We start from the raw sequence: 25,968 nt of genomic DNA, 5'->3' as shown, positions 1-25,968 counted from the left end.
TCAGGCGACGGGCTTGTCGAGGCCGATCTCGTCGGGCGCCTCATAGCGCGGGCGACCGCCCTTCAGCTGCCAGACCAGTTCGTCGACGAAGGCGATCCACAGCACCGCGATGCCGAAGGCGACGCCCATCTGCGGAATCCAGAACGGCATGGCCAGGAGTCCCGGGCTGATATCGTTGAACTCGTGCGATTGCAGCGCGAGTTGCCCGACATGCCAGGCGAGATAGCCGACCACCACGGTGCCGAGCAGGCTGTTGAAGAGCTCGACAGGGCGCCGCAGGCCCGGCGGCAGCCGATCGACGATCAGGTTGATGCGGACATGCGCGCCGGAGCGGAAGGTATGGGCCAACCCGAAGAAGGTGGAGGCTGCGAGGCACATGCCCGCGGCCTCCGTGGCGTCGAGGGTGACGCCCCGTAGCCGCGCCACCATCTGGGCGATGATGGTGACGGCGATGCCGACCATGAAGGCTGCGGCGATGTAGCCGCAGCCGCGATAGAGCTTGTCGAGAAAGGCTCTGAGCACGGAAAGCCCCCGTTTCCTGCAGCTGGGCAGCGGTGCCTGGGGACTTACTTCATGCTCTTCTGATAGGCCTCGTAGACGGCCTTCTCGGCGTCATTGGCGGTGGCGAGCCACTCCTGGACCATCTCCTTGCCGATCGCCTCGATCCGGTCGAGCACTTCCTTCGGCGCCTGCGCGATGGTCACGCCATGGTCCTTCAGCACCTGCTCGCGCTCGGCGCTCGCCTTCTTGCTGAGCTCCCAGCCCCGCGCCGTGGCGCGCTCACCGGCTTCGATCAGCACCTTCTGCGTCGCCGGATCGAGCGCGCGCAGCGCCTTCTCGTTGACGATGATCGCGTTCTTGTTGTGCATCGTGCCGGTATAGGTGAAGTGCTTCACATAATCCCAGATCTGCACGTCCGTACCGGTCTGCGCGCTGGTCCACAGCGCCTGGATCATGCCGGTCGAGAAGGCCTGCGGCACTTCGGCGAAGGGCATGATCAGCGCCTCCATGCCGAGCTTTTCGCCAAGAATCTGGGTCTGCTTCGAATAGATGCGCAGCTTCTGGCCCTTCAGATCGGCGAGCGAGGTCACCGGCGCCTTGGTGTAGAAGCCCTGGCCAGGCCAGGCGACATAGGTCAGGACGCGCATGCCGTTCTTCTTGAACATCGCCTCGAAGAAGGGCAGCTGCGCGTTTTTCAGCAGCGTCGCCTTGTCATAGTCGGTGGCGACGCCGGGAATGTTGTCGAGGTTGAACATCGCAGCTTCGTTGCCGTAGACGCCGAGCCGGATCTCGCCGATCTGGACCTGGCCCGACTGCACCGCGCGCTTGACCGCGTCGAGCTTGATCAGGCTGTCATTGGAGCGCAGGTCGATCTTCAGCTTGCCGCCGCTCTTCTCCTCGACCTCCTTGATGAACTGCCGGATGTTCTGGGTGAAGAAGCTGCTTTCCGGATAGCCCGAAGCCATCGTCCAGCTGGTCTGCGCCTGGGCCGAGAGACTGGCAAAGCCGGCGGCTGCGGTGAAGGCGACAGTGGCAAAAAGCTTGCTGATCGACGACATGGAATCCCCCTCATCTGATTGGTGACTGGCCAAGGCCCGCCAGGTGGCGCCTGACCCGGCCGCGATACGTTGCGATCGCTCGATTTGACGTAGTCTGTCGTCGGTTGTCATACATGTCAAACGGAAAGCCGGGGACGCGTGCCTCATCTTTCCGCAACCGCTTGCACCCTGCAGGCGGCGGATTATTGATCGGATGTCATACCAAATGCGTGCTCCCGTTGCCGGGCGCGGAGCGCCATTCTAACGACCGCGGCTGTGTGAAATTCGAGGCCTCGTACATGCTGGGCAAGAGAGAACGCCTGTCGACGCAGCTCGCCCGACGACTGGCACAGAAGATCGCGGCCCAGGACTATCCGCCGGGCGGCAAGATTCCGACCGAGGCGGAGCTCTGCACGGCATACGGCGTCAGCCGGACCGTGGTGCGCGAGGCGATCGCCTCGCTGCGGGCCGACGGGCTGCTGGAATCGCGCCAGGGCGTCGGCGTTTTCGTCGGCTCAGGCGCGCGTCGCCTGCCCTTCGAGCTGGTCTCGGACGCCGATGGCAAGCTGACCGACGTCCTGCAGATCCTCGAACTGCGGATGAGCGTCGAGGTCGAGGCGGCGGGGCTCGCGGCGGAACGTCATTCCGCCGCCGCACTGCGGACGATCAAGGCACGGCTGCGCGACATCGACAAGGAACTGCGGACCGCGACCGGCGACCGCGGCCAGGCGGATTTCGAGTTCCACGTCGCCATCGCGCGCGCAACCGGCAACCCCTATTTCGAGAAGTTCCTCGCCTTCATCGGCCCGCTGATCATCCCGCGCGGGCGCTTCGGCGGCCTGCGCGACGACCGCCTGTCGGACCAGCAATATCACGCCGAATTGCAGGTCGAGCATGGCCGTGTGGTCGACGCTATCGCCAGCCGCGAAGCCAAGGCGGCCCGGGAAGCGATGCGCGCCCATCTCGGCGCCGCGCTGATCCGCTATCGCGCCCATCACTGACCCCCCGGGGCTCGGCGCACCAGCCCGGGCGATCATCTTTCCGAACTGCAGTCATGCGGCCACAAGGTCGCCACCCGGTGCCCGGCCATGGCAGCGCTTGACCGTCCGCATCCTCATCTGCTCAACTGTATCAGTGGATACACTTAGACAGTGAAGCGTCTGCGGCCAATTCGGATCGCGGGCGTGGGGCAAGCAACGGCATGGCTTTCACACGCGCTCCAGCTCCGGGCACGGCGCCCGACGAGGCTTATCTCGCCATCCTCGCCGGCATTCGCAGCGGCCGCTACGAGCCGGGCGAGCGCCTGATCCCCGAGGCGATCGCGCAGGAGCTGGCGATGAGCCGGATGCCGGTGCGCGAAGCCTTCCAGCGGCTCGCCAATGAGGGGCTCGTAATCATCCGGCCCAATCGCGGCTGCGTCGTCGCCGGCCTGACCGTCGACGAGATCTTCGAGGCCTTCGAGATCCGCTCGGTCCTGGAGGGGCTTGCCGTCCGCCTCGCCATGGCACGCGTCGATGCCGCCGTCCTCGCCGAGCTCGACGACCATCTGTCCCGCATGCAGCGCGCCGGGGAAGCCGGCGGCGATGCCTGGCTCGCCGCGCATCAGGCCTTCCACGCCTATATCTGTGGGCTGAGCCGGCGGCCCAAGCTCATCGCCCAGATCGCGGCGCTGCACATCGCCGTCGAGCCCTATATGCGGGTCTGGCTCCACCATGTCGCGCGGCCGAGCACGGCGACCCAGGCCCAGAACGAGATCGTCGCGGCGATCCGCAGCGGCGATGCCGCCCGGGCCGAAACGGTGATGCGCGAGCATGTCATGCGCACCGCGCCCAAGCTTGCCGCGTTCCTGCGCAGCAGCGGGTATCCGGCGGCGCGCCGGTCAGCCCAATCGGTACAGCCGGCAGCATCGGAATCCACCTGAACCAGAAGACCAGCGGCTGCCGCGCGAAGCCGGCAGCCATCGGAGGACGTCCGGGGACCACGGCAAGAACAGGGGATCATCATGGATCGACGCCAGTTTCTGAAAGCTTCCGCCGTCACCGCCTTCCTGCCCGCGGCTCCGCTCATCGCCCGTGCGCAGGACGCCAAGACCCTGCGCTTCGTGCCCTATTCCGACGTCGCGATCATCGACCCGATCTGGACCAACGGCTATTCGACCCGCACTCACGCGCTTCTCGTCTGGGACACGCTTTACGGGCTCGACGACCAGTTCCAGCCGCAGCCGCAAATGGTCGAAGGCCATCTCGTCGAGGATGACGGCAAGCGCTGGACGCTGACGCTGCGCCCCGGCCTCGTCTTCCATGACGGCAGCAAGGTGCTGGCCCGCGACGCCGTCGCCTCGATCAGGCGGTGGGGCGCGCGCGATACTTTCGGCCAGGCGCTGATGGCGGCGACCGAGGAGCTCTCGGCCCCGGACGACCGCACCATCCTCTTCCGCCTGCGCCGACCCTTCCCACAATTGCCGGCGGCGCTCGCCCGCCCGAGCGCGCTCGTCGCGGCGATCATGCCGGAAAGGCTGGCCCAGACCGACCCGTTCAAGCAGATTCCGGAGGCTATCGGCAGCGGGCCCTATCGCTACCTCACGGCCGAGCGCATCGCCGGAGCCCGTCATGTCTATGCCCGGCATGAGGGCTATGTGCCGCGCGAGGGCACGCCGAGCTTCACCGCCGGCCCGCGTACGCCTCTCCTCGACCGGATCGAGTTCAACGTCATGCCCGACCCGGCGACCGCGGTCTCGGCGCTGCAAACAGGGGCGGTCGACTGGGTCGAGCAGCCGATCATCGACCTGCTGCCGCTGCTGCGGAAGGACCCGAACATTGTCGTCGCGGTCAAGGATCGCAGCGGTATGGCCGGGCAATTGCGGCTGAACCACCTCCAGCCGCCGTTCAGCAATCCCGCCATCCGCCGCGTCGTGCTCAAGGCGATCAACCAGGAAGACTGCATGAACGCGGTCTGCGGCGGCGACCCAGAGGTCGAGCGCGGCAGCATCGGCTTCTTCCCGAGCAATTCGGCGATGGCGTCCGAGGTCGGTATCGAGGCGCTGAAGGCGCCGAAGGATTTCGGCAAGCTCAAGCAGGAGCTGGAAGCCGCCGGCTACAAGGGCGAGCGCGTCGTCTTCCTCGCCGGCCAGGACGTGCCGCGTATCGCGCTCGCCGCCGAGGTCGCGGCCGACGCCTTGCGCAAGATCGGCCTGAATGTCGATTTCGTCGCCGCCGACTGGGGCACGGTGCTGCAGCGCATCAGCAATCGCAGCCCGGTCGAGCAGGGCGGCTGGAGCTGCTACATCACCTATTGGTCGGGGCTCGACCTCGGCTCGCCGGCGACGAGCTCGCCCTTGCGCGGCAACGGCGCCAAGGGCAGCCCCGGCTGGCCGGACAGCCCGGCGATCGAGGCCTTGCGGGCGCGCTGGCTGGAAGCGCCCGATCTCGCCGGTCAGAAGGCGATCGCCCAGGAGATCCAGCTGCAGGCGATGCAGGACGTGCCCTACGTTCCCGCCGGCCAGTACTTCCAGCCCGTCGCCTATCGCAAGAACCTGACCGGCATGCTGAACGGCGTCCCGGTCTTCACCAATCTGCGCAAGGGCTGAGGCCCGCCCGCAATCCCTAAAGCCGGCGCGACGTTCCTTGCCGCGCCGGCCCCACCCGAACCCCGGCCCCTGGCCGGCCTGCCCGACGAAAGACCTGCCCGATGCGCGATTTCGAACTCCCCGGCCGCTCGCTCGCGATCAGCCGCAATGCCATGGCCGCGACTTCGCACCCGGCCGCGACGCTGGCCGCACTCGACATCCTGCGCGCCGGCGGCAATGCGATCGACGCGGCGGTCGGCGCCTGTGCCGTGCAATGCGTGGTCGAGGCCGGCTCGACCGGCATCGGCGGCGACTGCTTCGTGCTCTATTCGCCCGGCGGCTCGACCGATATCCGCGCCTATAACGGCTCCGGCCGCACGCCCGCAGCCGCAACGCTAGACTGGTACGCCAAGGCCGGCATCACCGCGCTTGAGCGGCATTCGCCGCATGCCGTCACCGTGCCGGGCGCGGTCGAGGCCTGGGCGCGGCTGGTCAAGGACCATGGCAGGCTGCCGCTCTCCGAGATCTTCCAGCCGGCGATCGCGCTCGCCCGCGAGGGCTACGCTATCACGCCGCGCGTCGCCTATGATCTCGCCGGCCAGCACGACACGCTGGTCCGCGACCCGAACGCCGCCGCGACCTTCCTCGTCGACGGCCAGCCGCCGCAGGCCGGCACCGTCCAGCATCAGCCGGGCCTTGCCGCGACCTTGGAGGCGATCGGCCGCGAGGGGCCGGACGCCTTCTATCGCGGCGAGATCGCCGCCGAGATGGTCGCGCATCTCAAGGCTGCCGGCGGCCTGCATACGCTGGAGGATTTCGCCGCGGCGCAGGGCGAATACGTCAAGCCGATCAGCACGAGCTTCCGCGGTCGCACCGTCTACGAATGCCCGCCGAACGGCCAGGGTATCATCGCGCTGATGATCATGAAGATCCTCGAACGCTTCCAGCCCAAGGGCGGCCCGCTCGAGGCCGGGAACCTGCATATCGAGCTGGAAGCGACGCGCCTCGCCTATGCGGCGCGCGACCGGCTCGTCGCCGACATGACGCAGGAGAAGGTGCCGGTCGAGTTGCTACTCTCGGACGGGCTCGCCGATAAACTCGCCGCCGCGATCGATCCCGCCCGCGCCACCGAGCCGCTGCCGGTCATCCCGGCCGGCGCCGAGCACAGCGACACCGTCTATATCTGCGTCGTCGACAAGGACCGCAACGCCGTCAGCTTCATCAACTCGATCTTCTCGCCCTATGGCAGCGGGCTGATGACCAGGAAATCGGGCGTGCTCTTCCACAATCGCGGCCAGAGCTTCGTGCTGAAGCCGGGCCACCCGAACGCGGTCGCGCCGCGCAAGCGCCCGATGCACACCATCATCCCCGGCATGGTCGCCGAGGGCGGCCGCGTCGTGATGCCCTTCGGCGTGATGGGCGGTCACTACCAGGCGATGGGCCATGCCCATTTCCTCGCCAAGCTCTTCGACCATGGCCTCGATTTGCAGGAGGCGATCGACCTGCCGCGCCTGTTCCCGCTGCCGGGCACGGCGACGGTCGAGGTCGAGGGACGCCTGCGCGAGAGCGTCGGTCCCGCGCTGGCGGCCCGCGGCTTCAAGGTCCAGCCGCCGAAGACGCCGATGGGCGGCGCCCAGGCGATCTGGATCGACTGGCAGAAGGGCACGCTGACCGGCGGCTCCGATCCGCGCAAGGACGGCTGCGCGCTCGGCCTCTGAATGGCCGAAGGGCTCGGTGTCCGGCGCTGCACGAATGCTGCGCCGGCATCGGCGCAGTTGACCTGCGAAGGTTTTGCGCGAGCAATGCGCGCCTCATCGCGAATCTGATCCGGACCCTCTCATGAACCAGCACCTCCCCGTCGTCGACCCGGTCAAGCTCGACCGGCTGGCGCAGGTCGCCGTCAAGGTCGGCCTCAATCTGCAGGAGGGGCAGGACCTCTTCCTGACCGCCCCGCTGGCGGCGCTGCCGCTGGTGCGGCGCATCGCCGAGCACGCCTACAAGGCCGGCGCCGGCCTGGTCACGCCGATCTTCTCCGATGAGGAGCTGACGCTGGCGCGCTATCGCTACGGCAGAGATGGCAGCTTCGACCGGGCGGCCGGCTGGCTGCATGAGGGTGCCGCCAAGGCCTTCGCCGCCAACACCGCCCGCCTCGCCATCGTCGGCGACAATCCGATGCTGCTCTCGGGCGAGGACCCGTCCAAGGTCGCCCGCGCCAACAAGGCGAACTCGCTCGCCTATCAGCCGGCGCTGGAGAAGATCGCCAATTTCGACATCAACTGGAACATAGTCGCCTATCCCGGCGCCGCCTGGGCCCGTCAGGTTTTCAAGGATGACGCCGAGGAGATCGCTGTCGCACGCCTCGCCGAGGCGATCTTCGCGGCATCGCGCGTCGACCGCGACGACCCCGTCTCCGCCTGGGCCGCCCACAACGCAGCTCTTGCCCAGCGAACGACATGGCTGAACGGCCAGCGCTTCGCGGCCCTGCATTTCACCGGGCCCGGCACCGATCTGACCATCGGCCTCGCCGATGGTCATGAATGGCAGGGCGGCGCCTCGACCGCCAAGAACGGCGTCACCTGCAACGCCAACATCCCGACCGAGGAGGTCTTCACCACGCCGCATGCGCGCCGGGTCGAAGGCTATGTCTCCTCGACCAAGCCGCTCTCCTATCAGGGCACGCTGATCGACGAGATTCAGGTCCGCTTCGCAGAAGGACGCATCGTCGAGGCGAAGGCCTCGCGCGGCGAGGAGGTGCTGAACCGGGTGCTCGACACAGACGAGGGCGCCCGCCGCCTCGGCGAGGTCGCGCTGGTGCCGCATTCCTCGCCGATCTCGCAGAGCGGCATCCTGTTCTACAACACGCTCTTCGACGAGAACGCCTCCTGCCATATCGCGCTCGGCCAGTGCTATTCGAAATGCTTCGTCGACGGCAGCACGCTGACGCCCGATGAGATCGCGGCGCAGGGCGGCAATAAGAGCCTGATCCATATCGACTGGATGATCGGCTCCGCCGCGGTCGACATCGACGGCATCAGGGCCGATGGCAGCCGCGTCGCCGTCTTCCGCAAGGGCGAGTGGGCCTGAAGACCACGCTCGCCGTCATGGTCGGGCTTGTCCCGACCATCCACGCCTTCCTTGGGACCATACGGTGTTCAAGGCATGAATGCTCGCCACGCGGGCGAGCATGGCGAAGCCTCGCAGGCTCAGTGCCGACCGCTTCCGGTGAAGCTGTCCCAGCCGATCGCGCCGCTCACCCCGGCGCGATCTGCAGCGGGTCGACCGAGATCGCCCGCTTCAGCGTGCGCAGCCCGAAGGTCGTGCGCGACTGGCGCAGGCCCGGCAGCCGGTAGATCTTCTCGCGCAGAAAGCGCTCATAGTGCTCGGTGCCGCTGACCACGGCCTTGACCAGATAATCATAGTCGCCGGTGACGAGATGGGCCTCGACCACTTCCGGGATGCGCGCCAGCGCCTCGCCGAAGCGGTCGAGCAATTTGTCGTCATGCTTGTCGAGCGTGATCTCGATGAAGACGACATTGTCGAGCCCGAGCGCGCGATGGTTGAGCACCGCGACATATTTCTCGATCGCCCCGCTCTCCTCGAGCCGCTTCACCCGCGTCCAGCACGGCGAGGGCGACAGGCCGACCTTCTCGGCGAGCGCGTTGATCGTCAGCCGGCCGTCCTCGTTCAGGGCCGAGAGGATGCGCCGGTCGATCGCATCGAGCTCATCGCCGCGCCGCGCCTTCACCGCCATAGAATGAATTTTCCGCGATACATCAAAACAGCAGAATTATCATCCGAGAATGAGCAAATCACAAGGCCATTTCGGCAAGAAATAGGCATTTCACAGCCCTAACATGCCCGCATAAGGACCGCGCCCAGACGGGCGCACCTGCAAACGTGCCTTGCGGCCCGCATCGTGGCGCGGAATGCTGGGTCGGACAGAGCCTAGGGAGCGTGGACATGACAGACCCCTCACCGCTTCGGTTCCATGTTCCCGTCCCGGCCAGTCGCCCCGGCGAAAAACCGGACTTCTCCCATGTCGTGATCCCCAAGGCCGGCTCGGTGCAGCGCCCGCCGGTCGATGTCGAGGCGAAGGAAATCCGCGACCTCGCCTATTCGATCATCCGCGTGCTCGACCGCGAGGGCGAGGCGGTCGGCCCCTGGGTGCCCGAGCTCTCCAAGGACGAGCTGATCCGGGGCCTGCGCCACATGCTGACGCTGCGCGCCTTCGATGCCCGGATGCAGATGGCGCAGCGCCAGGGCAAGACCTCGTTCTACATGCAGCACACCGGTGAGGAGGCGGTGTCCTGCGCCTTCCGCATCGCGCTCGGCCCGGGCGACATGAACTTCCCGACCTATCGCCAGGCCGGGCTCCTGATCGCGCACGACTATCCGCTCGTCGAGATGATGTGCCAGATCTATTCGAACGAGCGCGACCCGATGAAGGGCCGGCAATTGCCGGTGATGTACTCCTCCAAGGCGCACGGCTTCTTCTCGATCTCCGGCAATCTCACCACCCAGTTCGTCCAGGGCGTCGGCTGGGCCATGGCCTCGGCGATCAAGGGCGACAGCCGCATCGCCGCCGCCTGGGTCGGCGACGGCTCGACCGCCGAGTCCGATTTCCACGCCGCGCTGGTCTTCGCTTCGACCTATAAGGCCCCGGTCGTCCTCAACGTCGTCAACAACCAGTGGGCGATCTCGACCTTCCAGGGCATTGCGCGGGGCGGCTCCGGCACCTTCGCCGCCCGCGGCCTCGGCTTCGGCATCCCGGCACTCCGGGTCGACGGCAACGACTACCTCGCGACCTATGCCGTCGCGCAATGGGCGATCGAGCGGGCCCGCCGCAATCTTGGGCCCACGCTGGTCGAATACGTCACCTATCGCGCCGGCGCGCATTCGACCTCGGACGATCCCTCCGCTTACCGGCCCAAGCACGAATCCGACGACTGGCCGCTCGGCGACCCGATCGTCCGGCTGAAGCAGCACCTGATCGCGAGCGGCGCCTGGACCGAGGAGCGCCACAAGCAGACCGAGGCCGAGATCATGGCGACCGTGATCGCCGCCCAGAAGGAAGCCGAGAGCTTCGGCACGCTGCATGCCGGCGGCAAGCCCTCCGCCCGCGACATGTTCGAGGACGTCTATGCCGAGCTGCCGCCGCATCTGCGCCGCCAGCGCCAGCAGATCGGAGTGTGAGCATGGCTTTTTCGCATCGTCACCCTCCCCGTCATGCTCGCCCTTGTGGCGAGCATCCACGTCTTGAACACAGCCTTCGACCAGCGAAGACGTGGATGGTCGGGACAAGCCCGACCATGACGAAATGGTCGCGCCGCCTCTTCACGGGAGTCTGAGCCATGGCCCGCATGACCATGATCGAGGCGATCCGCTCGGCCCTCGACGTCTCGATGGGCCGTGACGACAACGTCGTCGTCTATGGCGAGGATGTCGGCTATTTCGGCGGCGTCTTCCGGTGCACCCACGGCCTACAGCAGAAATATGGCGTCAACCGCTGCTTCGACGCGCCGATCAGCGAGCTCGGCATCGTCGGCACCGCGATCGGCATGGCGGCCTATGGCCTGCGCCCCTGCGTCGAGATCCAGTTCGCCGACTACATGTATCCGGCCTATGACCAGATCGTCTCGGAGGCGGCGCGCCTGCGCTACCGCTCGGCCGGCGATTTCACCTGCCCGATGGTGATCCGCATGCCGACCGGCGGCGGCATCTTCGGCGGCCAGACCCACAGCCAGAGCCCGGAAGCCCTGTTCACCCACGTCTCCGGCCTGAAGACGGTGGTGCCGTCCAATCCGCGCGACGCCAAGGGCCTGCTGATCGCGGCGATCGAGGATCCGGATCCCGTGATCTTCCTCGAACCGAAGCGGCTCTATAACGGCCCCTTCGACGGCCATCACGACCGCCCGGTTACGCCCTGGTCGAAGCACGAGCTCGGCGAGGTCGAGGAAGGGCATTACACCATCCCGCTCGGCAAGGCGGCGATCCGCCGCGAGGGCGCAGCCGTCACCATCGTCACCTACGGCACCATGGTCCATGTCGCGCAGGCGGCCGCCGAGGAGACCGGCATCGACGCCGAGATCATCGACCTGCGCACCCTGCTGCCGCTCGATCTCGACGCGATCATCGCCTCGGTCTCGAAGACCGGGCGCTGCATCGTCCTGCACGAGGCGACGCTGACCTCGGGCTTCGGTGCGGAGCTGGCCGCGCTGGTGCAGCAGCACTGCTTCTACCATCTGGAGGCGCCGGTCCTGCGCATCACCGGCTGGGACACGCCCTATCCGCATGCCCAGGAATGGGCCTATTTCCCCGGCCCCGCCCGCGTCGGCGCTGCGCTGCGCGAGATCATGGAGAGCCGCTGATGGCCGAGCGCATCATCAAGCTGCCGGATGTCGGCGAGGGCATCGCCGAGGCCGAGCTGGTCGAGTGGCACGTCAAGGTCGGCGACATCGTCCGCGAGGATGATCTGATCGCCGCGGTAATGACCGACAAGGCGACCGTCGAGATCCCCTCCCCGGTCGAGGGCGAGGTCACCTGGGTCGGTGCCGAGATCGGCGACACCGTCGCGATCGGCTCGGCGCTGGTCAAGCTCAAGGTCGCCGGCGACGGCACCGCGACCGAGGAGCCGGCCGAAGCCGAAGCGCCGGTCGAGCCGCCCAGGGCCAAGCCCGCCGCGACGGCCCCGGTCACGGCTTCCGAGCCTGCCCCCAAGCAGATATCGACGCCGAAACCCGCAGCTGCACCCGCCCGCTCGGCACCCGTCGCCGCCCCGCGCCGCGCCGCCGGCGAAAAGCCGCTGGCCTCCCCGGCCGTCCGGCTGAAGGCGCGCGAGGCCGGCGTCGACCTGCGCCAGGTCCAGGGCTCCGGCCCGGCCGGCCGCATCACCCATGAGGACATCGACGCCTTCATCCAGCGCGGCCCCGAGGCCCCGGCCAAGGGTGGGCTCGTCACGAAGACGGCGGTGACCGAGGTCAAGGTCGTGGGCTTGCGCCGTCGCATCGCCGAGAAGATGGCGCTGTCGAAATCGCGCATCCCGCACATCACCATCGTCGAAGAGGTCGATGTCTCCGCTCTCGAAGACCTGCGCAGCGCGCTCAACAAGAAGCCGACCGCCGAGCGGCCGAAGCTGACGCTCTTGCCCTTCCTGATGCGGGCCATGGTCAAGGCGCTGGCTGAGCAGCCCAATATCAACGCGCTCTATGACGACGAAGCCGGGATCGTGCGCCAGCATGCCGGCATCGACATCGGCATCGCGACGCAGACGCCGTCGGGCCTGATCGTGCCGGTAGTCAAGCATGCCGAGGCGCGCGACCTCTGGGGCTGTGCCCTCGAATTGTCGCGCCTCGCCGAACGTGCCCGCGACGGCACCGCGACGCGCGACGAGCTCACCGGCTCGACCATCACCATCACCTCGCTCGGCGCGCTCGGCGGCATCGCCACCACCCCGGTGATCAACCATCCCGAGGTCGCGATCGTCGGCGTCAACAAGATGGTCGTCCGCCCGGTCTGGGACGGCGCCACCTTCGTGCCGCGCAAGATGATGAACCTCTCCTCCAGCTTCGACCACCGCGTCGTCGACGGCTGGGACGCCGCCGTCTTCGTGCAGCGCCTCAAGCAGTTGCTGGAAACCCCCGCGACGCTGTTCGTGGACCTGTGAGCGGCGGGAGCGAACCATGACCGACATCACCTGCAAGCTGCTCGTCATCGGCGCCGGCCCCGGCGGCTATGTCTGCGCCATCCGCGCCGGCCAGCTCGGCATCGACACCGTCATCGTCGAGAGCACCAAGCTCGGCGGCACCTGCCTCAATATCGGCTGCATCCCCTCCAAGGCGATGATCCATGTCGCCGAGGAGTTCGAGAAGGCCGCCCATGCCGCCGCCGGCAAGACGCCTTTCGGCCTGACCGCCGCCGAGCCGAAGCTCGATATGAAGCAGGCCGTCGCCTGGAAGGACGGCATCGTCCAGCGTCTCAACAACGGCGTCGCCGCGCTCCTGCGCAAGGCCAAGGTCAAGATCGTCCACGGCCAGGCCCGCTTCCGCGACGGCAAGACCGTGGCGGTCGAGACCGAGACCGGCCCGAAGCTGATCAAGGCCGAGACGATCGTGATCGCGACCGGCTCCGTCCCGGTCGAGCTGCCCTTCCTGCCCTTCGGCGGCAATGTCATCTCCTCGACCGGCGCGCTGGCGCTGACCGAACTGCCGAAGCGCCTCGTCGTGGTCGGCGGCGGCTATATCGGGCTCGAGCTCGGCACTGCCTTCGCCAAGCTCGGCGCCAAGGTCACCGTGGTCGAGGCGCAGGACAAGATCCTGCCGCTCTACGATGCCGAGCTGACCACACCGGTCGCCAAAAGTCTCTCGGCACTCGGCATCGAGGTCCTGACGGGCGCCAAGGCGCTCGGTCCGACCGCCAAGGGCGGCGGCCTGCGCATCGAGACCGCCGACGGCAAGGAGCGCGAGCTTCAGGCCGACAAGATCCTGGTCACGGTCGGGCGCGCCCCTGCGACCAGCAGGCTCGGCCTCGACGAACTGGTACTCGACATGGATGGCCGCTTCATCCGCATCGGCGAGCGCTGCGAAACCTCGATGCGCGGCATCTACGCCATCGGCGACGTCACCGGCGAGCCGATGCTGGCCCATCGCGCCATGGCGCAGGGCGAGATGGTCGCCGAGATCGTCGCCGGCGAGCCGCGGATTTGGGACAAGGCCTGCATACCCGCGATCTGCTTCACCGATCCCGAAATCGTCTCGGCCGGTCTTTCGCCCACGGAGGCCAAGGCCGCCGGCTTCGCGGTCAAGCTCGGTCAGTTTCCCTTCCAGGCCAATGGCCGCGCCATGACCCGCCATGGCGAGGCCGGCTTCGTCCGCGTCGTCGCCCGCGCCGACAACCATCTCGTCCTCGGCATCCAGGCCGTCGGACAGGGCGTCTCGGAGCTTTCCGCCGCTTTCGGCCTCGCCATCGAGATGGGAGCGAGGCTGGAGGACATCGCCGGCACGATCCACGCCCATCCGACCCTGGGCGAGGCCTTCCAGGAATCGGCGCTGAAGGCGCTCGGCCACGCCCTGCACATCTGAGGTGAACGCAGACAGGGGTACAACCCGGCGAGGGTTGACGTAGCGGCGCAGGCCGCTTCGACTGGCAAGATGGGCCAAGACGGGCCCGCCCTGACTGCCGGAGCCTGCCGACGTGACCGAACCCTGCGATCTCGATGCCGTGACGGCCCGCCGCCTGATCGGCGAGAAGAAGCTCTCCGCCAGCGAACTGCTCGAAAGCTGCCTGGCACAGATCGATGCGGTCGATCCCGCGGTGAATGCCATGGTCGCCCGCGACGATACGCGCGCCCGTGCCACGGCGAAGGCGGCGGATGCGGCGACCATGCGCGGCGAGGCCCTGCCCGCCCTGCACGGCCTGCCGATCGGCATCAAGGACCTGGAAGACGTCGCCGGGCTGCGCACCACCTATGGCAGCCCGCTCTTTGCCGATCACGTGCCGAAACAGGACCAGTTGATCGTTGCCTCGGTCCGCCGGGCCGGCGCCGTCATTGTCGGCAAGACCAACACGCCCGAATGGGGCGCCGGCGCCAATACCCGCAACGCCGTCTACGGCGTCACCGGCAATCCCTTCGATCCCTCGCGCTCCGCCGCCGGCTCCTCCGGCGGCTCAGGCGTCGCGCTCGCGACCAATATGGTGCCGATCGCCACCGGCTCGGACACCGGCGGCTCGCTGCGTAATCCGGCCGCGTTCAACGGCATCGTCGGTTTCCGCCCCTCGCCCGGCCTGGTGCCGAGCGACAAGCGGGCGCTCGGCTGGAACCCGCTCTCGGTGCTCGGCCCGATGGCCCGCACCGTGCCCGATCTCTGCCTGCTGCTCTCCACCATGGTCGGCGACGACGCCTGCGATCCGCTGGCGACGACGATCCATGGCAGCACGGTACGCCGCCCCGAGGACTTCGCCCGCCCGCAGGCCTGCGACCTCGCCGCGCTGAAAGTCGCGATCACCCCCGATTTCGGCTTCGCCCCGACCGAGAAGCACATCCGCGAGGTCTTCGCCGACAAGGTCGGCCGCTTCAGCCAGGTCTTCGCCCGCGCCGACGAGGCAACCCCGGACTGCGCCGGCACCGATGAGAGCTTCGAGGTGCTGCGCGCCGTCAACTTCCTCGCCGGACAGTATGAGCGGGTGCGTGACACGCCGGAGAAGGTCGGCCCCAATGTCCGCGCCAATGTCGAGGAAGGCCTGCGCTATGGCGCGCTCGACATCACCCGGGCGCTGAAGCAGCAGACCGTGATCTACAATGAATGGCAGCGCTTCTTCGCCGATTACGACGTCATCCTGTCGCCGGCGATGACGCTCTCGCCACGGCCCTGGTCCGAGCTTTACCCGGCCGAGATCGACGGCAAGCCGACGCGAACCTATTTCCACTGGCTCGCCATGGCCTATGCGGTGACCATCGTCGGCCACCCCGCGATCTCGCTGCCGGTCGGGCTCGACCGCAACGGCATGCCCTTCGGCCTGCAGATCGTCGGCCCGCGCGGCGGCGACGCCAAGGTTCTCGCGGTTGCGGCGGCGCTCGAAGCGCTCTTGGCCGGCGATCCGCTCACCGCCCGCCCGGTACCGGATATCGCCAGGCTGAAGGCTGCGCCGAAGCTCGCCGACAGCCCGAATTTCCTCGGCTTCGACTAGGAGGCATCAGCCCGTCCCATTCTACAAAGAGCAGAGAGAACAAGTTTCATCGACTGTTAGACTCAATCACAAAAGGGGAGAGACTATATGAAACGCCGCCAGTTCTTGCAGGGCACGGCAGCCGCCGCCCTTTTCGCGCCAGCCATGGCGCAGCAGGCCTTCGCGCAGGGAGCGAGCGCGACCGTGCTGAAGATGGCGCCGCAGGCCAACCTGACCTCGCTCGACCCGATCTGGACGACGGCGACCGTCACCAACAATCACGGCTACTACATCTTCGACACGCTCTATGGCGGCGATCTCAACCTGAAGCCGCAGCCGCAAATGGCCGAGGGCCATGAGACCTCCGCCGACGGCAAGGTCTGGAAGATCAAGCTGCGCGAAGGCCTCGCCTTCCATGACGGCCAGCCGGTGCGGTCGGCCGACTGCATTCAGAGCCTGAAGCGCTGGTGCCAGCGCGATCCCTATGGCCAGTTGCTCGCCAAAGCCGTCGAGGCCTGGAACGCCCCCGACGAACGCACCATCGAGATCAAGCTGACCCGGCCCTTCCCGATGATGCTGGACTGCCTCGCCAAGGCCGACAACCCGCCCTTCATCATGCCCGAGCGCCTGGCCCAGACCGACGCCACCAAGCAGGTCACAGAGATGACCGGCTCCGGCCCCTATAAGTTCGTCGCTGCGGAGTATGTCACCGGCAGCCGCGTGGTCTACGAGAAGAACGAGGCCTACAAGCCGCGCAGCGAGGCTCCCAGCCGCAATGCCGGCGGCAAGATCGCGCATTTCAAGCGCGTCGAATGGCCGATCCTGCCCGACCCGGCGACCGCCGCCGCTGCCCTGACCAAGGGCGAGATCGACTGGTGGGAGCGCCCGCTCGCCGATCTCCAGCCCCTGCTCGCCCGCAGCCCGGACGTCACCCGCGAGGTCATCGACAAGAACGGCCGCGGCTCGATCATGCGGCTGAACCATCTGCAACCGCCCTTCAACAATCCGAAGGTGCGCGCCGCCGTCCGCATGGGCGTCAACCAGGAAGACTATATGCGGGCCTCGCAGGGCGACGACACCACCGCCTGGCAGGTCTGCCGGAACCTCTGGTGGCGCGGCACGCCCTATTATACCGGCGAGCTCGAGGAGCTGATGCCGCAGAGCCTCGACAAGGCCAAGGCGGCGCTGAAGGAATCCGGCTACAACGGCGAGAAGGTCGTCATCATCAACCCGACCGACTTCCCCGATATCGGCCCGCTCGGCGACGTCACCTACGAGCTGCTCAAGTCGATGGGCATGAATGTCGAGATGGCGGCGAGCGACTGGGGCACGGTGATCCAGCGCCGCAACAGCCGCGAGCCGGTCGAGAAGGGTGGCTGGAGCATCTTCCACACCACCGGCGCGGCGGTCGGCTGGGGCAACCCGGCCCTGTCCAATCTCGTGCGCGGCCCCGGCGAGAAGGGCTGGTTCGGCTGGTGGACCAATGCCAAGGCCGAGGAACTGGCCGAGGAATGGCTCTACGCGCCGGACGAGGCCGCGCAGAAGAAGGCGGCGGTCGCGCTCGGCCGGCTGGCGCTGGAGGAATGCGCCACCATCCCGCTCGGCCAGTTCGTCATCAAGACCGCCTATCGCAAGAACCTGACCGGCATGCTGCCGGGCTCGGCGCCCTATCCCTGGGGGCTGAAGCGGGTGTGAGGCCTCGCCGTCATTCTCGGGCGGCGCACAGCGCTGACCCGAGAATCTCGTGCCGGTAAGGTGCGGGGAACCCTCTCCTGTAAGGAGAGGGCAGGGTGAGGTGTAGGCCGTCGAACCAGCTCCGCGAGCGCTCACCGCCCAGCCGCGTTCAGGCCAACGATTTCTCTCCCGAACACCTCACCCCTACCCCTCTCCTTCCAGGAGAGGGGTTCTACCGCGGTGGCTCGTGCGCCTACGCCGTTCCCGCCGCCACCGCCGCAGACCAGGGCGAGATCGCGTCGCTGATCCCTTCCGCCGCGCCCTTTTCCGCCCGGATGATGTTCGGGCAGGCGAAATTCAGCGGCAGCACGCCGTGCTCGACCACGGTCAGCGGCCCGGCGGCCGCGAGCGCCTCCAGCGTCGCCTCCGGCAGGCGGGCATCGGCGCTGGTGCCGTCGGGGCCGGAAACGTCGATACGCGGCTGGTGCGCGACCTCCTCGAGGCTCATCCCGCAATCCAGGGTGAAGGCGAGCGTCTGATAGACGCTCGGCAGGATGCGGCGTCCGCCCGAAGCACCCGCGGCATGGCGCGGCCAGCCGCCATCGGCCGGCGTCACCACCACCGGGCACATATTGCACAAGGGGCGAGCACCCGGCGCGATCGCGTTGGCGCTGCCGGGGCGCGGATCGAACCACATCATGCCGTTGTTCATCAGCACGCCGGTCTCGGGCAGGACATAGCGGCTGCCCATCGAGGAGAGCAGCGTCGTGGTCAGGGCGACGAGATTGCCCGCGCCATCGACCACGGTGAGATGGGTGGTGCAGGTCTCACCCGGCTCCTTCGCCATCTGCGCGGCGCCGAGGCCGGCAAGCCGGCTGGAATAGGCCTGGCGCATCACCTGCGAGAGCCTGGCGAACCAGGCGGCATCGGGCACGCCGGCGGGGGGCCGGCTGTCCGCCATGCCCTCGATCACCGCCTGCAGCGTCGGCGCCGCGGTCAACCCGCCGGCGGTGTGGATGCGATGCGTGCCGCGCCAGTCGATCACCGGTGCCTCGCGCACGCTGGCGACGCAATCGGCGAGGTCCTGCGCATCGACGACGCCGCCGGCCGCGGCAATGTCGGCCGCAAGCCGCTTCGCCAGCTCGCCGCGATAGAAATCGTCGAGTCCGGCCTTGGCCAGATGCTCCAGCGTCGCTGCGAGATTGCCGAGCGGCCGGAAGCCCGGCACGCCCTGATAGGGCGGCACCGGCGGCAACCCGTCCGGCAGGTAGATCCGGGCACTCTCCTCATAGAGCCGCAGGATCGCGGCCGAGGAGGCGATCTTCAGCGTGGTGTACCAGTCGAGCGCCAGCCCGCGCTTGGCCAGCCCGATCGCCGGCTGGAGCAGTTCGGAGACCGGCATCGTCGTGCCAAAGCGCTCCTTCAGCGTCTTGTAGCCGGCGACGGAGGACGGGATGCAGAAGGAGAGCGGCCCGTGGATGTTGCGGTCGCCGACCACGCCGGGCCAGGCGAAGAAATCGAGCTTCATCTCGCCGGTCAGCGGATAATCGGCCGGGTCGGCCCGGCGCGGCGCCACCGGCCCGAAATCGACGACCTGCGCCCGGCTCTCGCCAGCCTTCAGCACGACGCCGAAGCCGATCCCGCCGAGGCCGCTGTTCCAGGGCTCGACCGCGGCCAGCGCGAAGGCAGTCGCGACCGCCGCGTCGGCGGCATTGCCGCCAGCTTCGAGGATCGCGGCGCCGGCCGCGGCCGCCTCGTGGTTCTGCGAGACGACGATGCCGCCGCGCCCGCGCGCCGCCGGTTTTTCCAGCTTCCAGTTCTGCGTGCGATAGGCTTCGGCGCGGCGCGGTTCGATGGTCATATTCGGTCTCTCCGGACGATCTCACCGCCAAGCTTGCATGGCCGCCGGCCGCGGTCACCGGCTGCCGGCGAAGGGCTGCCACGCATTCACAGCGTGCGCAGCTCCTCCTTCTTGACCTTGCCCGTCGCGGTCATCGGCAGGGCCGGGACGATGCGGATCTCCGGCACCTTGTAGGCGGCCATCCGCGCCTTGCACCAAGCAGTGAGCGCGGCCTCGTCCGGCTGCTCGGCGGCCGCCGGGTTGAGGCAGATATAGGCGACCGGCACCTGGCCGCGCTCGGCATCCTCGCGGCCGATCACGCCAGAGCCGGCAATGGCAGGATGCTGGCCGAGCAGAGCCTCGATCTCGGCCGGGAAGACGCTCATGCCCTTGACCTTGAGCATCTCCTTGCGCCGGCCGAGAAAGTGCAGATAGCCCTCGGTATCGATCACGCCGATATCGCCGGTGTGCAGGAAGCCGCCGCGGATCGCCTCGGCCGTGGCCTCCGGTCTGTTCCAGTAGCCCTTCATCAGCGAGGGCGAGCGCATGCAGATTTCGCCCTCCTCGCCGAGCGGCTTCAGCGCGCCGGTCTCGAAATCGCAGATCTTGAACTCGGTCCCCGCCTGCGGCAGGCCGACGAAGACCGGTTGCGACAGAAGATCGAAATCGTCCTGCTGCATCCCGACGCTGAAGGAATCCATGGTGTGCGTCTCGGTCATGCCCCAGGCGGCCTCGACCATGGTGCCGCCGGTGAGCGCGCGCCAGCGCCGGCGGAAATCCGGATTGAGCTTCTTGACGAAGGAGGAGACCCGCACCCGCTTCAGCGATGTCAGGTCGAACTCTTGCACGCGCTCATGTTCGAGCACCTCGACCGTGTTGTCGACGAGCAGATAGGAGAAGCTCGCCTGGTAGCGCTCGACCGCCGCCATGAAGCCGACGGGATCCCAGCGCGCCATCAGCACGACGGTCGCCCCCGCGACGATCGGGAAGAGCAGGCCGGTATCCTCGCCGGCGATCCAGAAGATCGGCACGAAGTTGACGACGACATCCTCCGGCGTCAGCGCGAAGCTGGTCGAAAGCGCGGTCGCCGCCGTGTAGAGCATGTCGCCCTGCGTATGGACGCAGCCCTTCGGCATGCCGGTGGTGCCGCCGGTATAGTTCAGCGCCGCGACCGCATCGAGATCGGGGACGATCTCCGGCACCGGACCGCGACAGGCCGCTAGCGCCGGCATCAGCTCGATCTCGTTGTCGCCTGCCGGCAGGCGCGGCTGCAGCACGGCGGCAGGCGCCGGGAAGCTCGGTTCGGCCGGCATGAAATCGGCGAAGCCGGTGACGAAGACCGTCTTCACCGAAGTCTCGCCGCGGACCTTGCGCAGCACCGGCAGCAGCGCATCGAGGCAGATGACGACTTCGGCGCCGGTGTCGTTGAGCTCATAGGCGAGCTCCGCCTCGCGGAAGAGCGGATTCACCGGCACATGCACGCAACCACGCTTCAGGATGCCGAAGAAGGCGATCATGAATTGCGGGCAGTTGGGCAGGAAGACCGCGATCCGGTCGCCATGGCGCACGCCATGCTCGTTGAGCAGTGCGGCGAAGCGCTCGCTCAACCGATCGAGCTCGGCATAGCTGATCTCCCGGCCGTAGAAGATGCAGGCCGGCTTTTCCGGCTGGCGCCGCGCCCATTCCCGGAGATGCTCGCTGATCGCGATCTCGCCGAGCGGATAATGCGGCTTTCGCGGCAATTCGGGCGGCCAGGCCTTGTCCCAGAGGGCATGCAACCCAGCCAGATAGGCGGCTTCCTGCAACTGCAAACCCGTCTCCTCCCGCTCTGCCCTGGCGCCATCTGCGGAGCGCTGCGACGGCCCCGAGAAGAATCGATCTTTCGGGGCACCGCAAGTGCACAGGCGCCCGGCGCTACGGTGCGTTCACTTGCCAAGAACGAGATTGGGCAGCCAGGTCGTCAGCGGCGGCCAGAGCGTGACCGCGATGAGCACGGCGAGCAGGGGAAGCAGCCAGGGCACGATCGCCCGCGACATCGCCTCGAACGAGATCTTGGCGATCTTCGAGGTTACGAAGAGCACCACCCCGACCGGCGGCGTGATCGTGCCGATCATCAGGTTGAGCACGAAGATCAGGCCGAACTGGATGGGATCGATACCGAACTGCGCGGCCGCCGGCGTCAGGATCGGGATCAGGATCAGCATCGCCGCCAGCGCTTCCATGAAGCAGCCGACGAAGAGCAGCAGCAGATTGACGATCAGGAGGAAGACCAGCGGATTGCCGGCGAGGTCGACCAGCATCGGCCCGACCGTCTGCGGGATGCGCGAGATCGACAGGCACCAGCCGAGCGCCGCCGCCGTCATCACCAGCGCCAGCACGACGCCGGTCGTCTCGACCGTCTGCACGACGAGCTCCGGCAGTTCGTTCAGCGAGAAGCTGTTGTAGACGAAAAGACCGAGCACGATCGCATAGGCGGTCGCGACCGCCGCCGCCTCTGTCGGCGTGAAGATGCCGAGCATCATGCCGCCGAACAGGATGACCGGCGTCATCAGCGCCCAATGCGCCTCCTTATAGGCAATCCAGAGCTGCGCCGTGCCAGGGAAGGGATGGCGCGGCAGGTCGCGCTTCTTGGCGACATGCACGACCATCGCCATCAGCGCGCCGGCCATCAGCAGGCCGGGGATGACCCCGGCAAGGAAGAGCCCGCCGATCGAGACGTCGGCAGAGACCCCATAGATCACCATCGGCAGCGAGGGCGGGATGATCGGCCCGATCGTCGCCGAAGCCGCGGTGATCGCCGCTGCCGTCTCGGGATCGTAGCCCTCATCCTGCATCGCCTTGATCTCGAGCGTGCCGACGCCGCCGGCATCGGCCACCGCCGAGCCCGACATGCCGGCAAAGATCACGCTGGCGAGGATGTTGGCGTGGCAGAGCCCGCCACGCAGCCAGCCGACGCAGGCGGTGGCGAAGGCGAAGATCCGGTCGGTGATCCCCGCCGAATTCATGATGTTGCCCATCAGGATGAAGAGCGGCGCCGCCAGCAGCGGGAAGGAATTGGCGGATTGCGCGATCTTCTGCGGCACGATGCCGAGCGGGAAGCCGCCGAGAAAGGCAAAGGCGATCGCCGCCAGCCCCATCGAGACGAAGAGCGGCACGCCGAGCAGGAGCGCGGCGAACCAGACCGGCAGGATCTGCAGCATCAGCGTGCTCATAGCGGCTGCGTCCCCGGCTCGACGGCTTCGATCTTGCGGCCGGCGACGACGTCGCCGATCTCGGCCAGCGCCTGCAGGATCAGGGCTAGGCCGGCGAGCGGCATCACCACGTAGAGCGCCGCGCTGCTCACCGGCAGCGCGATCGATTCGACATCCCAGTTCCGCTCGATCAGCCCGAAGGAATAGCGGACAAGGACCGCCGCGAAGACGATGATCGCCACCTGCGTCGCGACCTCGAGCACCCGCCCGGCCGGCCTCGGCAGGCGGTCGGCGAAAATGGTGATCCGGATATGCGAGCGCCGTCTCGCCGCGATGATCCAGCCGACGAAGCCGGTCCAGACCAGAAGATACTGGGCGAGCTCATCCGTCCAGGCCAGCGGCGCGTTGAGCTGGCGCGAGGCGACCCCGAGCAGCACTGCGACGAGCAGCGAAAGCAGCAGGGCGACGGCGGCGGCGCGCACCAGCCGGTCAGTGAGAGCGACGAGGGATTTCATTGGCGTCCGTCTCAAGGGCGCGGGGAACCCCTCTCCTGGAAGGAGAGGGGCAGGGGTGAGCTGTTCGGAGCGGAAACGTTGGCATGAACCCAATCGCGCGGTGAGGGCTCGCGGCACTGGTCGAACCGCCTACACCTCACCCTGCCCTCTCCTTCCAGGAGAGGGTTCCCCGCGCCCGTATCGGCCATCTTTGAGTCCTACAGCGCCGCGAGTGCGTCCCAGGTGCCCTTGCCCCATTTGCCCTCGAACTGCTTCGGCAAGCTCGCCAGCACCGGCTTGCTGAAGCTCTCCAGATCGGGCTCGGTGACGGTCATGCCCGCCGCCTTCAGCGTCGCGACGAGGCTACCCTCTTGGCTGGCGAGCTCGGCATCCTGCCAGGCGACGCCATTGGCGATGGCAGCTTCGAGGATCGTCCGGTCGGCTTCCTTCAACCCCTTCCAGAAATCCTGGTTCACGATGATCAGGCGCGGGGTGATGATGTGGCCGGTCAGGATCAAGTGCTTCTGCACCTCCTGCAATTTGGCGCTGTGGATCGTCGGCAGCGGGTTCTCCTGGCCATCGACCGCGCCCTGGCTCAGCGCCAGGTAGAGTTCGTTGAAGTTGACCGGCGTCGCCTTGGCGCCCCAGGCCTCGACCATGGCCCGGAACGTGTCGACCGGCGGCACGCGCAGCTTCAGGCCGGCGACATCGGCGGCGCTCTTCACCGCTTTTGAGCCGGTGGTCAGGTGGCGCTTGCCGTAATAGGTCACCGCCGCCATGCGCATGCCGCGCTTCTTGGCGAGCTCGTCGTTCATCTGGGCGAAGATCGGCGCCTTGGCGACCTTGGCCATATGGGCGGGATCGCGCCAGAGATAGGGCGCCTCGATCACCGAGAGCTGCGGCAGGAAGGAGCCGAGCGCGGCGGCGCCGTCCGTGGTCATGGTCAGCGCGCCCGAAGCGACCGATTCCATCATGTCCTTGCCGGAGCCGAGCTGGCCGGCCGGGAAGGACTGAATGTCGACGCGACCCGCGGTCTTCTCCTTCACCTCCTTGGCGATGCGGTCGACCATCTGCACCTGCGGATGGGTCGTCGGCAGCATCTCGCCCCAGCGCAGCACGGTCGCCTGGGCCCGCAGCACGCTCGGCATCGCGATCGCGGCGCCGGCCGCGGCCGAGCCGGCGAGAAAGCCACGCTTGGTCAGCTTCGTCATGATTGTCCTCCTCCCTGTGTGACGCTTGCGCTCTCCTTCACTCCCTCATCCCGAGGAGCGATCTTGAGATCGCGTCTCGAAGGATGAGGGTTTGGAGATCGAGCGCCTTGGTCTTCTCCCTCAGAACGGCCGGTTTCCGGCTCGATTATGGGTCTCAGTAGCTCATCGCCCGGGTGCGGGCGTTGTTGATGTGCTCGCTCATCGCCGCGGCGGCCGCCTCCGGATCGCGCGTCTCGATCGCCGCGATGATCTTCAGATGGTCCTGCATCACCGGCACGATGATGCTGTTGTGGATGCGCGTCTCGTATTGCCGGATCAGCCTGATCTTCAGCCAGGTGACGCGGAAAGCCTGACTGACGATGTCGTTGTCGAGGTGATCGATGATCGCCTCGTGCATCAGCCGGTCGACATCCTCGGCCTCCTCGATCAGCGCCTGACCTTCCTCTCCGGCCTCGGCGCGCCGTACGATCGCCTCGTGACGCTCGCGCTGCTCGGCTATCTCCGCGTCGCTGGCATTGCGGGCATAGGCCGCCGTCGCCTCCTTTTCGAGGAAGAGCCGGAACTGGAAGGCATTGCGGATCAGGTTGAGGTCGACATGGGCGACCTGCATGCCGCGCTGCGGCACGGTCTTGATCAGCCCTTCCGCTTCCAGCCGCGGGATGAGCTCGCGGATGGCGCCGAGCGGGAAGCCCGTCATTGCGACGAGCTCGCGCTGGGTGACGAACTGGCCCGGCTTGATCTCGCGGGCGAGCAGCCGCTCGGTGAAGCTGGCATAGGCCCGCTCCCTGAGCTTCAGCGGCTCGCCTTCGCGTTCAGGCTCGGACTGGCTCATCTCGTCCCCTTTCAGGCCGCCTTGGCGCGTGTAATCTGGTCGAAGGCCGCGAAGAGCCGCTTGCGCTGGCTCTCGTCGAGCGCAACCAGCGGCGCCCGCATCGCGCCATAGCCGGCATCGCCATGCAGATGGCCGACCAGCGCCTTCACCGCCGGCAGCACCGGATAGGAACAGATCTCGTCGACCAGCGCGTTCACCACCGGGTTCTCGATGCCGTCATAGACCAGGGGCCGGAGCAGCTGCGGCACGAGGTTGGCGACGCCGCAGATCGAGCCCTGCGCGCCGGCCCGCACCGCCCGCGCCAGCAGGCGCTCGTCGCCGACCAGGATGGCGAGCTCGCCATGCGCCTTCAGGAAGGCCTCGGTCGTCGGATAGTCGCAGGAGGAATCCTTGACGCCGGTGACGACGCCCGGAAACGCCTTCTTCAGCCGCTCGACCAGGCCGACCGAGATGTTGACCGCCGTCACCGAGGGGATGTGGTAGAGGATGGTGTTGCGCGCCGACGGGCCGAGCTTCTCGAAGAACTGCGAGAACCAGGCATAGAGCCCCTCGTCGCTGACACCCTTGAAGTAGAAGGGCGGCGCGACCAGCAATCCCTTCGCGCCGATGCTTAGCGCCGTCTGCGCCTGCTCGACCGCCTCGTGCAGCGAGGCGGCGGCGATGCCGGCATAGATCTGCCGGGCGGGGTCAATGCCGGCGCCGACCAGCGCGCCCAGCATCGCGGTGCGGGCCGGGGCGCCGAGCGCCGCGCCCTCTCCGGTCGTGCCGAACAGGGTGACGCTGTCGCATCCATTGGCCAGCACGTACCTGGCATGGTGCACCAGCCGCGGCAGGTCGACGGCGCCGCCCTCCCGCATCGGCGTGGTGATGGCGCAGGAGAGGCCGAAGCGGTTGGGGTCGAGGGCCATGGAGATCATCTTTCCCAGAGCTTGTTAAACTGACATGTTAGACAAAGGTTAGC

Annotated in this window: 21 protein-coding genes; 11 read left to right on the top strand and 10 right to left on the bottom strand. The window is 67.6% G+C overall.

Going from position 1 to position 25,968, the window contains the following annotated elements:
• Nucleotides 1-522, bottom strand: a complete 522-nt coding sequence (locus J0J10_RS07845) for a TRAP transporter small permease (protein ID WP_291633770.1) — start codon at nucleotides 520-522, stop codon at nucleotides 1-3.
• Between the two features lie 44 nt (nucleotides 523-566).
• Nucleotides 567-1,559: a TRAP transporter substrate-binding protein gene (locus J0J10_RS07840; protein ID WP_291645978.1), complete on the bottom strand. Its 993-nt coding sequence runs from the start codon at nucleotides 1,557-1,559 to the stop codon at nucleotides 567-569.
• Nucleotides 1,560-1,837: 278 nt separating this feature from the next.
• Here J0J10_RS07840 and J0J10_RS07835 point away from each other — a divergent pair, with 278 nt between their 5' ends.
• The 5 genes from J0J10_RS07835 to J0J10_RS07815 all read left to right on the top strand — a co-directional run bounded on the left by J0J10_RS07835 (nucleotide 1,838) and on the right by J0J10_RS07815 (nucleotide 8,187).
• Nucleotides 1,838-2,539, top strand: a complete 702-nt coding sequence (locus J0J10_RS07835; protein WP_291633766.1) for a FadR/GntR family transcriptional regulator — start codon at nucleotides 1,838-1,840, stop codon at nucleotides 2,537-2,539.
• A gap of 200 nt (nucleotides 2,540-2,739) precedes the next feature.
• Complete coding sequence (locus J0J10_RS07830; RefSeq protein WP_291633764.1) at nucleotides 2,740-3,459, top strand: GntR family transcriptional regulator; 720 nt, start codon at nucleotides 2,740-2,742, stop codon at nucleotides 3,457-3,459.
• 81 nt (nucleotides 3,460-3,540) lie between these two features.
• The gene (locus J0J10_RS07825) at nucleotides 3,541-5,124 is read left to right on the top strand and encodes an ABC transporter substrate-binding protein (protein WP_291645977.1); all 1,584 of its coding nucleotides are present in this window, start codon (nucleotides 3,541-3,543) and stop codon (nucleotides 5,122-5,124) included.
• Between the two features lie 101 nt (nucleotides 5,125-5,225).
• Nucleotides 5,226-6,821, top strand: a complete 1,596-nt coding sequence (gene ggt, locus J0J10_RS07820) for a gamma-glutamyltransferase (protein ID WP_291645976.1) — start codon at nucleotides 5,226-5,228, stop codon at nucleotides 6,819-6,821.
• A 121-nt stretch (nucleotides 6,822-6,942) separates the two neighbouring features.
• Nucleotides 6,943-8,187 carry an aminopeptidase gene (locus tag J0J10_RS07815; protein ID WP_291645975.1) on the top strand — a complete coding sequence of 415 codons (1,245 nt, stop codon included), beginning with the start codon at nucleotides 6,943-6,945 and terminating at the stop codon, nucleotides 8,185-8,187.
• Nucleotides 8,188-8,353: 166 nt separating this feature from the next.
• Here the strand turns inward: J0J10_RS07815 and J0J10_RS07810 are convergent, their stop codons facing one another.
• On the bottom strand, nucleotides 8,354-8,854 hold the full coding sequence (locus J0J10_RS07810) for an Lrp/AsnC family transcriptional regulator (protein ID WP_291645974.1): 501 nt from the start codon (nucleotides 8,852-8,854) through the stop codon (nucleotides 8,354-8,356).
• A gap of 209 nt (nucleotides 8,855-9,063) precedes the next feature.
• On the opposite strand from J0J10_RS07810, the gene J0J10_RS07805 reads away from it, so the two are divergent.
• The 6 genes from J0J10_RS07805 (at nucleotide 9,064) to J0J10_RS07780 (ending at nucleotide 17,460) form a co-directional block, all read left to right on the top strand.
• Nucleotides 9,064-10,296: a thiamine pyrophosphate-dependent enzyme gene (locus J0J10_RS07805; protein ID WP_291645973.1), complete on the top strand. Its 1,233-nt coding sequence runs from the start codon at nucleotides 9,064-9,066 to the stop codon at nucleotides 10,294-10,296.
• Between the two features lie 158 nt (nucleotides 10,297-10,454).
• A complete protein-coding gene (locus J0J10_RS07800) occupies nucleotides 10,455-11,471 on the top strand; it encodes an alpha-ketoacid dehydrogenase subunit beta (protein WP_291633751.1) in 1,017 nt (338 codons plus the stop codon).
• Nucleotides 11,471-12,766: a dihydrolipoamide acetyltransferase family protein gene (locus J0J10_RS07795; RefSeq protein ID WP_291645972.1), complete on the top strand. Its 1,296-nt coding sequence runs from the start codon at nucleotides 11,471-11,473 to the stop codon at nucleotides 12,764-12,766. Before J0J10_RS07800 ends, J0J10_RS07795 begins: the two co-directional genes overlap by 1 nt.
• Before the next feature lie 16 nt (nucleotides 12,767-12,782).
• A complete protein-coding gene (gene lpdA / locus J0J10_RS07790; protein WP_291645971.1) occupies nucleotides 12,783-14,180 on the top strand; it encodes a dihydrolipoyl dehydrogenase in 1,398 nt (465 codons plus the stop codon).
• 112 nt (nucleotides 14,181-14,292) lie between these two features.
• Nucleotides 14,293-15,786 carry an amidase gene (locus J0J10_RS07785; RefSeq protein ID WP_291645970.1) on the top strand — a complete coding sequence of 498 codons (1,494 nt, stop codon included), beginning with the start codon at nucleotides 14,293-14,295 and terminating at the stop codon, nucleotides 15,784-15,786.
• Between the two features lie 87 nt (nucleotides 15,787-15,873).
• Complete coding sequence (locus J0J10_RS07780) at nucleotides 15,874-17,460, top strand: ABC transporter substrate-binding protein (RefSeq protein WP_291645969.1); 1,587 nt, start codon at nucleotides 15,874-15,876, stop codon at nucleotides 17,458-17,460.
• 232 nt (nucleotides 17,461-17,692) lie between these two features.
• On the opposite strand, the gene J0J10_RS07775 is transcribed toward J0J10_RS07780, so the two are convergent.
• The 7 genes from J0J10_RS07775 to J0J10_RS07745 form a co-directional block, all read right to left on the bottom strand.
• A complete protein-coding gene (locus tag J0J10_RS07775) occupies nucleotides 17,693-19,300 on the bottom strand; it encodes a gamma-glutamyltransferase (protein ID WP_291645968.1) in 1,608 nt (535 codons plus the stop codon).
• Nucleotides 19,301-19,386: 86 nt separating this feature from the next.
• Entirely contained in the window at nucleotides 19,387-21,090 is a 1,704-nt protein-coding gene (locus J0J10_RS07770) for an AMP-binding protein (RefSeq protein ID WP_291645967.1), read from the bottom strand.
• A 114-nt stretch (nucleotides 21,091-21,204) separates the two neighbouring features.
• A complete protein-coding gene (locus tag J0J10_RS07765; RefSeq protein ID WP_291645966.1) occupies nucleotides 21,205-22,491 on the bottom strand; it encodes a TRAP transporter large permease in 1,287 nt (428 codons plus the stop codon).
• Nucleotides 22,488-22,985 carry a TRAP transporter small permease gene (locus tag J0J10_RS07760; protein ID WP_291645965.1) on the bottom strand — a complete coding sequence of 166 codons (498 nt, stop codon included), beginning with the start codon at nucleotides 22,983-22,985 and terminating at the stop codon, nucleotides 22,488-22,490. Before J0J10_RS07760 ends, J0J10_RS07765 begins: the two co-directional genes overlap by 4 nt.
• A 197-nt stretch (nucleotides 22,986-23,182) precedes the next feature.
• Nucleotides 23,183-24,175, bottom strand: coding sequence for a sialic acid TRAP transporter substrate-binding protein SiaP (locus J0J10_RS07755; RefSeq protein WP_291645964.1), 993 nt, complete (start codon nucleotides 24,173-24,175; stop codon nucleotides 23,183-23,185).
• A 154-nt stretch (nucleotides 24,176-24,329) separates the two neighbouring features.
• Nucleotides 24,330-25,007, bottom strand: a complete 678-nt coding sequence (locus J0J10_RS07750; RefSeq protein ID WP_066479364.1) for a GntR family transcriptional regulator — start codon at nucleotides 25,005-25,007, stop codon at nucleotides 24,330-24,332.
• Nucleotides 25,008-25,018: 11 nt separating this feature from the next.
• Nucleotides 25,019-25,915 (bottom strand): dihydrodipicolinate synthase family protein, encoded by an 897-nt coding sequence (locus J0J10_RS07745; RefSeq protein WP_291645963.1) that lies wholly within the window; start codon nucleotides 25,913-25,915, stop codon nucleotides 25,019-25,021.
• Nucleotides 25,916-25,968: the final 53 nt, after the last annotated feature.

The organism is Allobosea sp. (genome assembly GCF_017308075.1).
In the GTDB taxonomy this organism is placed as follows: Bacteria; Pseudomonadota; Alphaproteobacteria; order Rhizobiales; family Beijerinckiaceae; genus Allobosea.
The sequence above is the reverse complement of the archived record's forward strand: the minus strand, read 5'-3'. Positions and strand labels throughout refer to the sequence as shown.

Bases quoted from the DNA above. Each gene is read 5' to 3' on its own strand.
- J0J10_RS07805 (WP_291645973.1), top strand. From the start codon at position 9,064: ATGACAGACCCCTCACCGCTTCGGTTCCATGTTCCCGTCCCGGCCAGT.
- J0J10_RS07780 (WP_291645969.1), top strand. From the start codon at position 15,874: ATGAAACGCCGCCAGTTCTTGCAGGGCACGGCAGCCGCCGCCCTTTTC.
- J0J10_RS07750 (WP_066479364.1), bottom strand. From the start codon at position 25,007: ATGAGCCAGTCCGAGCCTGAACGCGAAGGCGAGCCGCTGAAGCTCAGG.
- J0J10_RS07825 (WP_291645977.1), top strand. From the start codon at position 3,541: ATGGATCGACGCCAGTTTCTGAAAGCTTCCGCCGTCACCGCCTTCCTG.
- J0J10_RS07810 (WP_291645974.1), bottom strand. From the start codon at position 8,854: ATGGCGGTGAAGGCGCGGCGCGGCGATGAGCTCGATGCGATCGACCGG.
- lpdA (WP_291645971.1), top strand. From the start codon at position 12,783: ATGACCGACATCACCTGCAAGCTGCTCGTCATCGGCGCCGGCCCCGGC.
- J0J10_RS07795 (WP_291645972.1), top strand. From the start codon at position 11,471: ATGGCCGAGCGCATCATCAAGCTGCCGGATGTCGGCGAGGGCATCGCC.
- J0J10_RS07815 (WP_291645975.1), top strand. From the start codon at position 6,943: ATGAACCAGCACCTCCCCGTCGTCGACCCGGTCAAGCTCGACCGGCTG.
- J0J10_RS07765 (WP_291645966.1), bottom strand. From the start codon at position 22,491: ATGAGCACGCTGATGCTGCAGATCCTGCCGGTCTGGTTCGCCGCGCTC.
- ggt (WP_291645976.1), top strand. From the start codon at position 5,226: ATGCGCGATTTCGAACTCCCCGGCCGCTCGCTCGCGATCAGCCGCAAT.
- J0J10_RS07800 (WP_291633751.1), top strand. From the start codon at position 10,455: ATGGCCCGCATGACCATGATCGAGGCGATCCGCTCGGCCCTCGACGTC.
- J0J10_RS07775 (WP_291645968.1), bottom strand. From the start codon at position 19,300: ATGACCATCGAACCGCGCCGCGCCGAAGCCTATCGCACGCAGAACTGG.
- J0J10_RS07840 (WP_291645978.1), bottom strand. From the start codon at position 1,559: ATGTCGTCGATCAGCAAGCTTTTTGCCACTGTCGCCTTCACCGCAGCC.
- J0J10_RS07755 (WP_291645964.1), bottom strand. From the start codon at position 24,175: ATGACGAAGCTGACCAAGCGTGGCTTTCTCGCCGGCTCGGCCGCGGCC.
- J0J10_RS07745 (WP_291645963.1), bottom strand. From the start codon at position 25,915: ATGGCCCTCGACCCCAACCGCTTCGGCCTCTCCTGCGCCATCACCACG.
- J0J10_RS07830 (WP_291633764.1), top strand. From the start codon at position 2,740: ATGGCTTTCACACGCGCTCCAGCTCCGGGCACGGCGCCCGACGAGGCT.
- J0J10_RS07835 (WP_291633766.1), top strand. From the start codon at position 1,838: ATGCTGGGCAAGAGAGAACGCCTGTCGACGCAGCTCGCCCGACGACTG.
- J0J10_RS07760 (WP_291645965.1), bottom strand. From the start codon at position 22,985: ATGAAATCCCTCGTCGCTCTCACTGACCGGCTGGTGCGCGCCGCCGCC.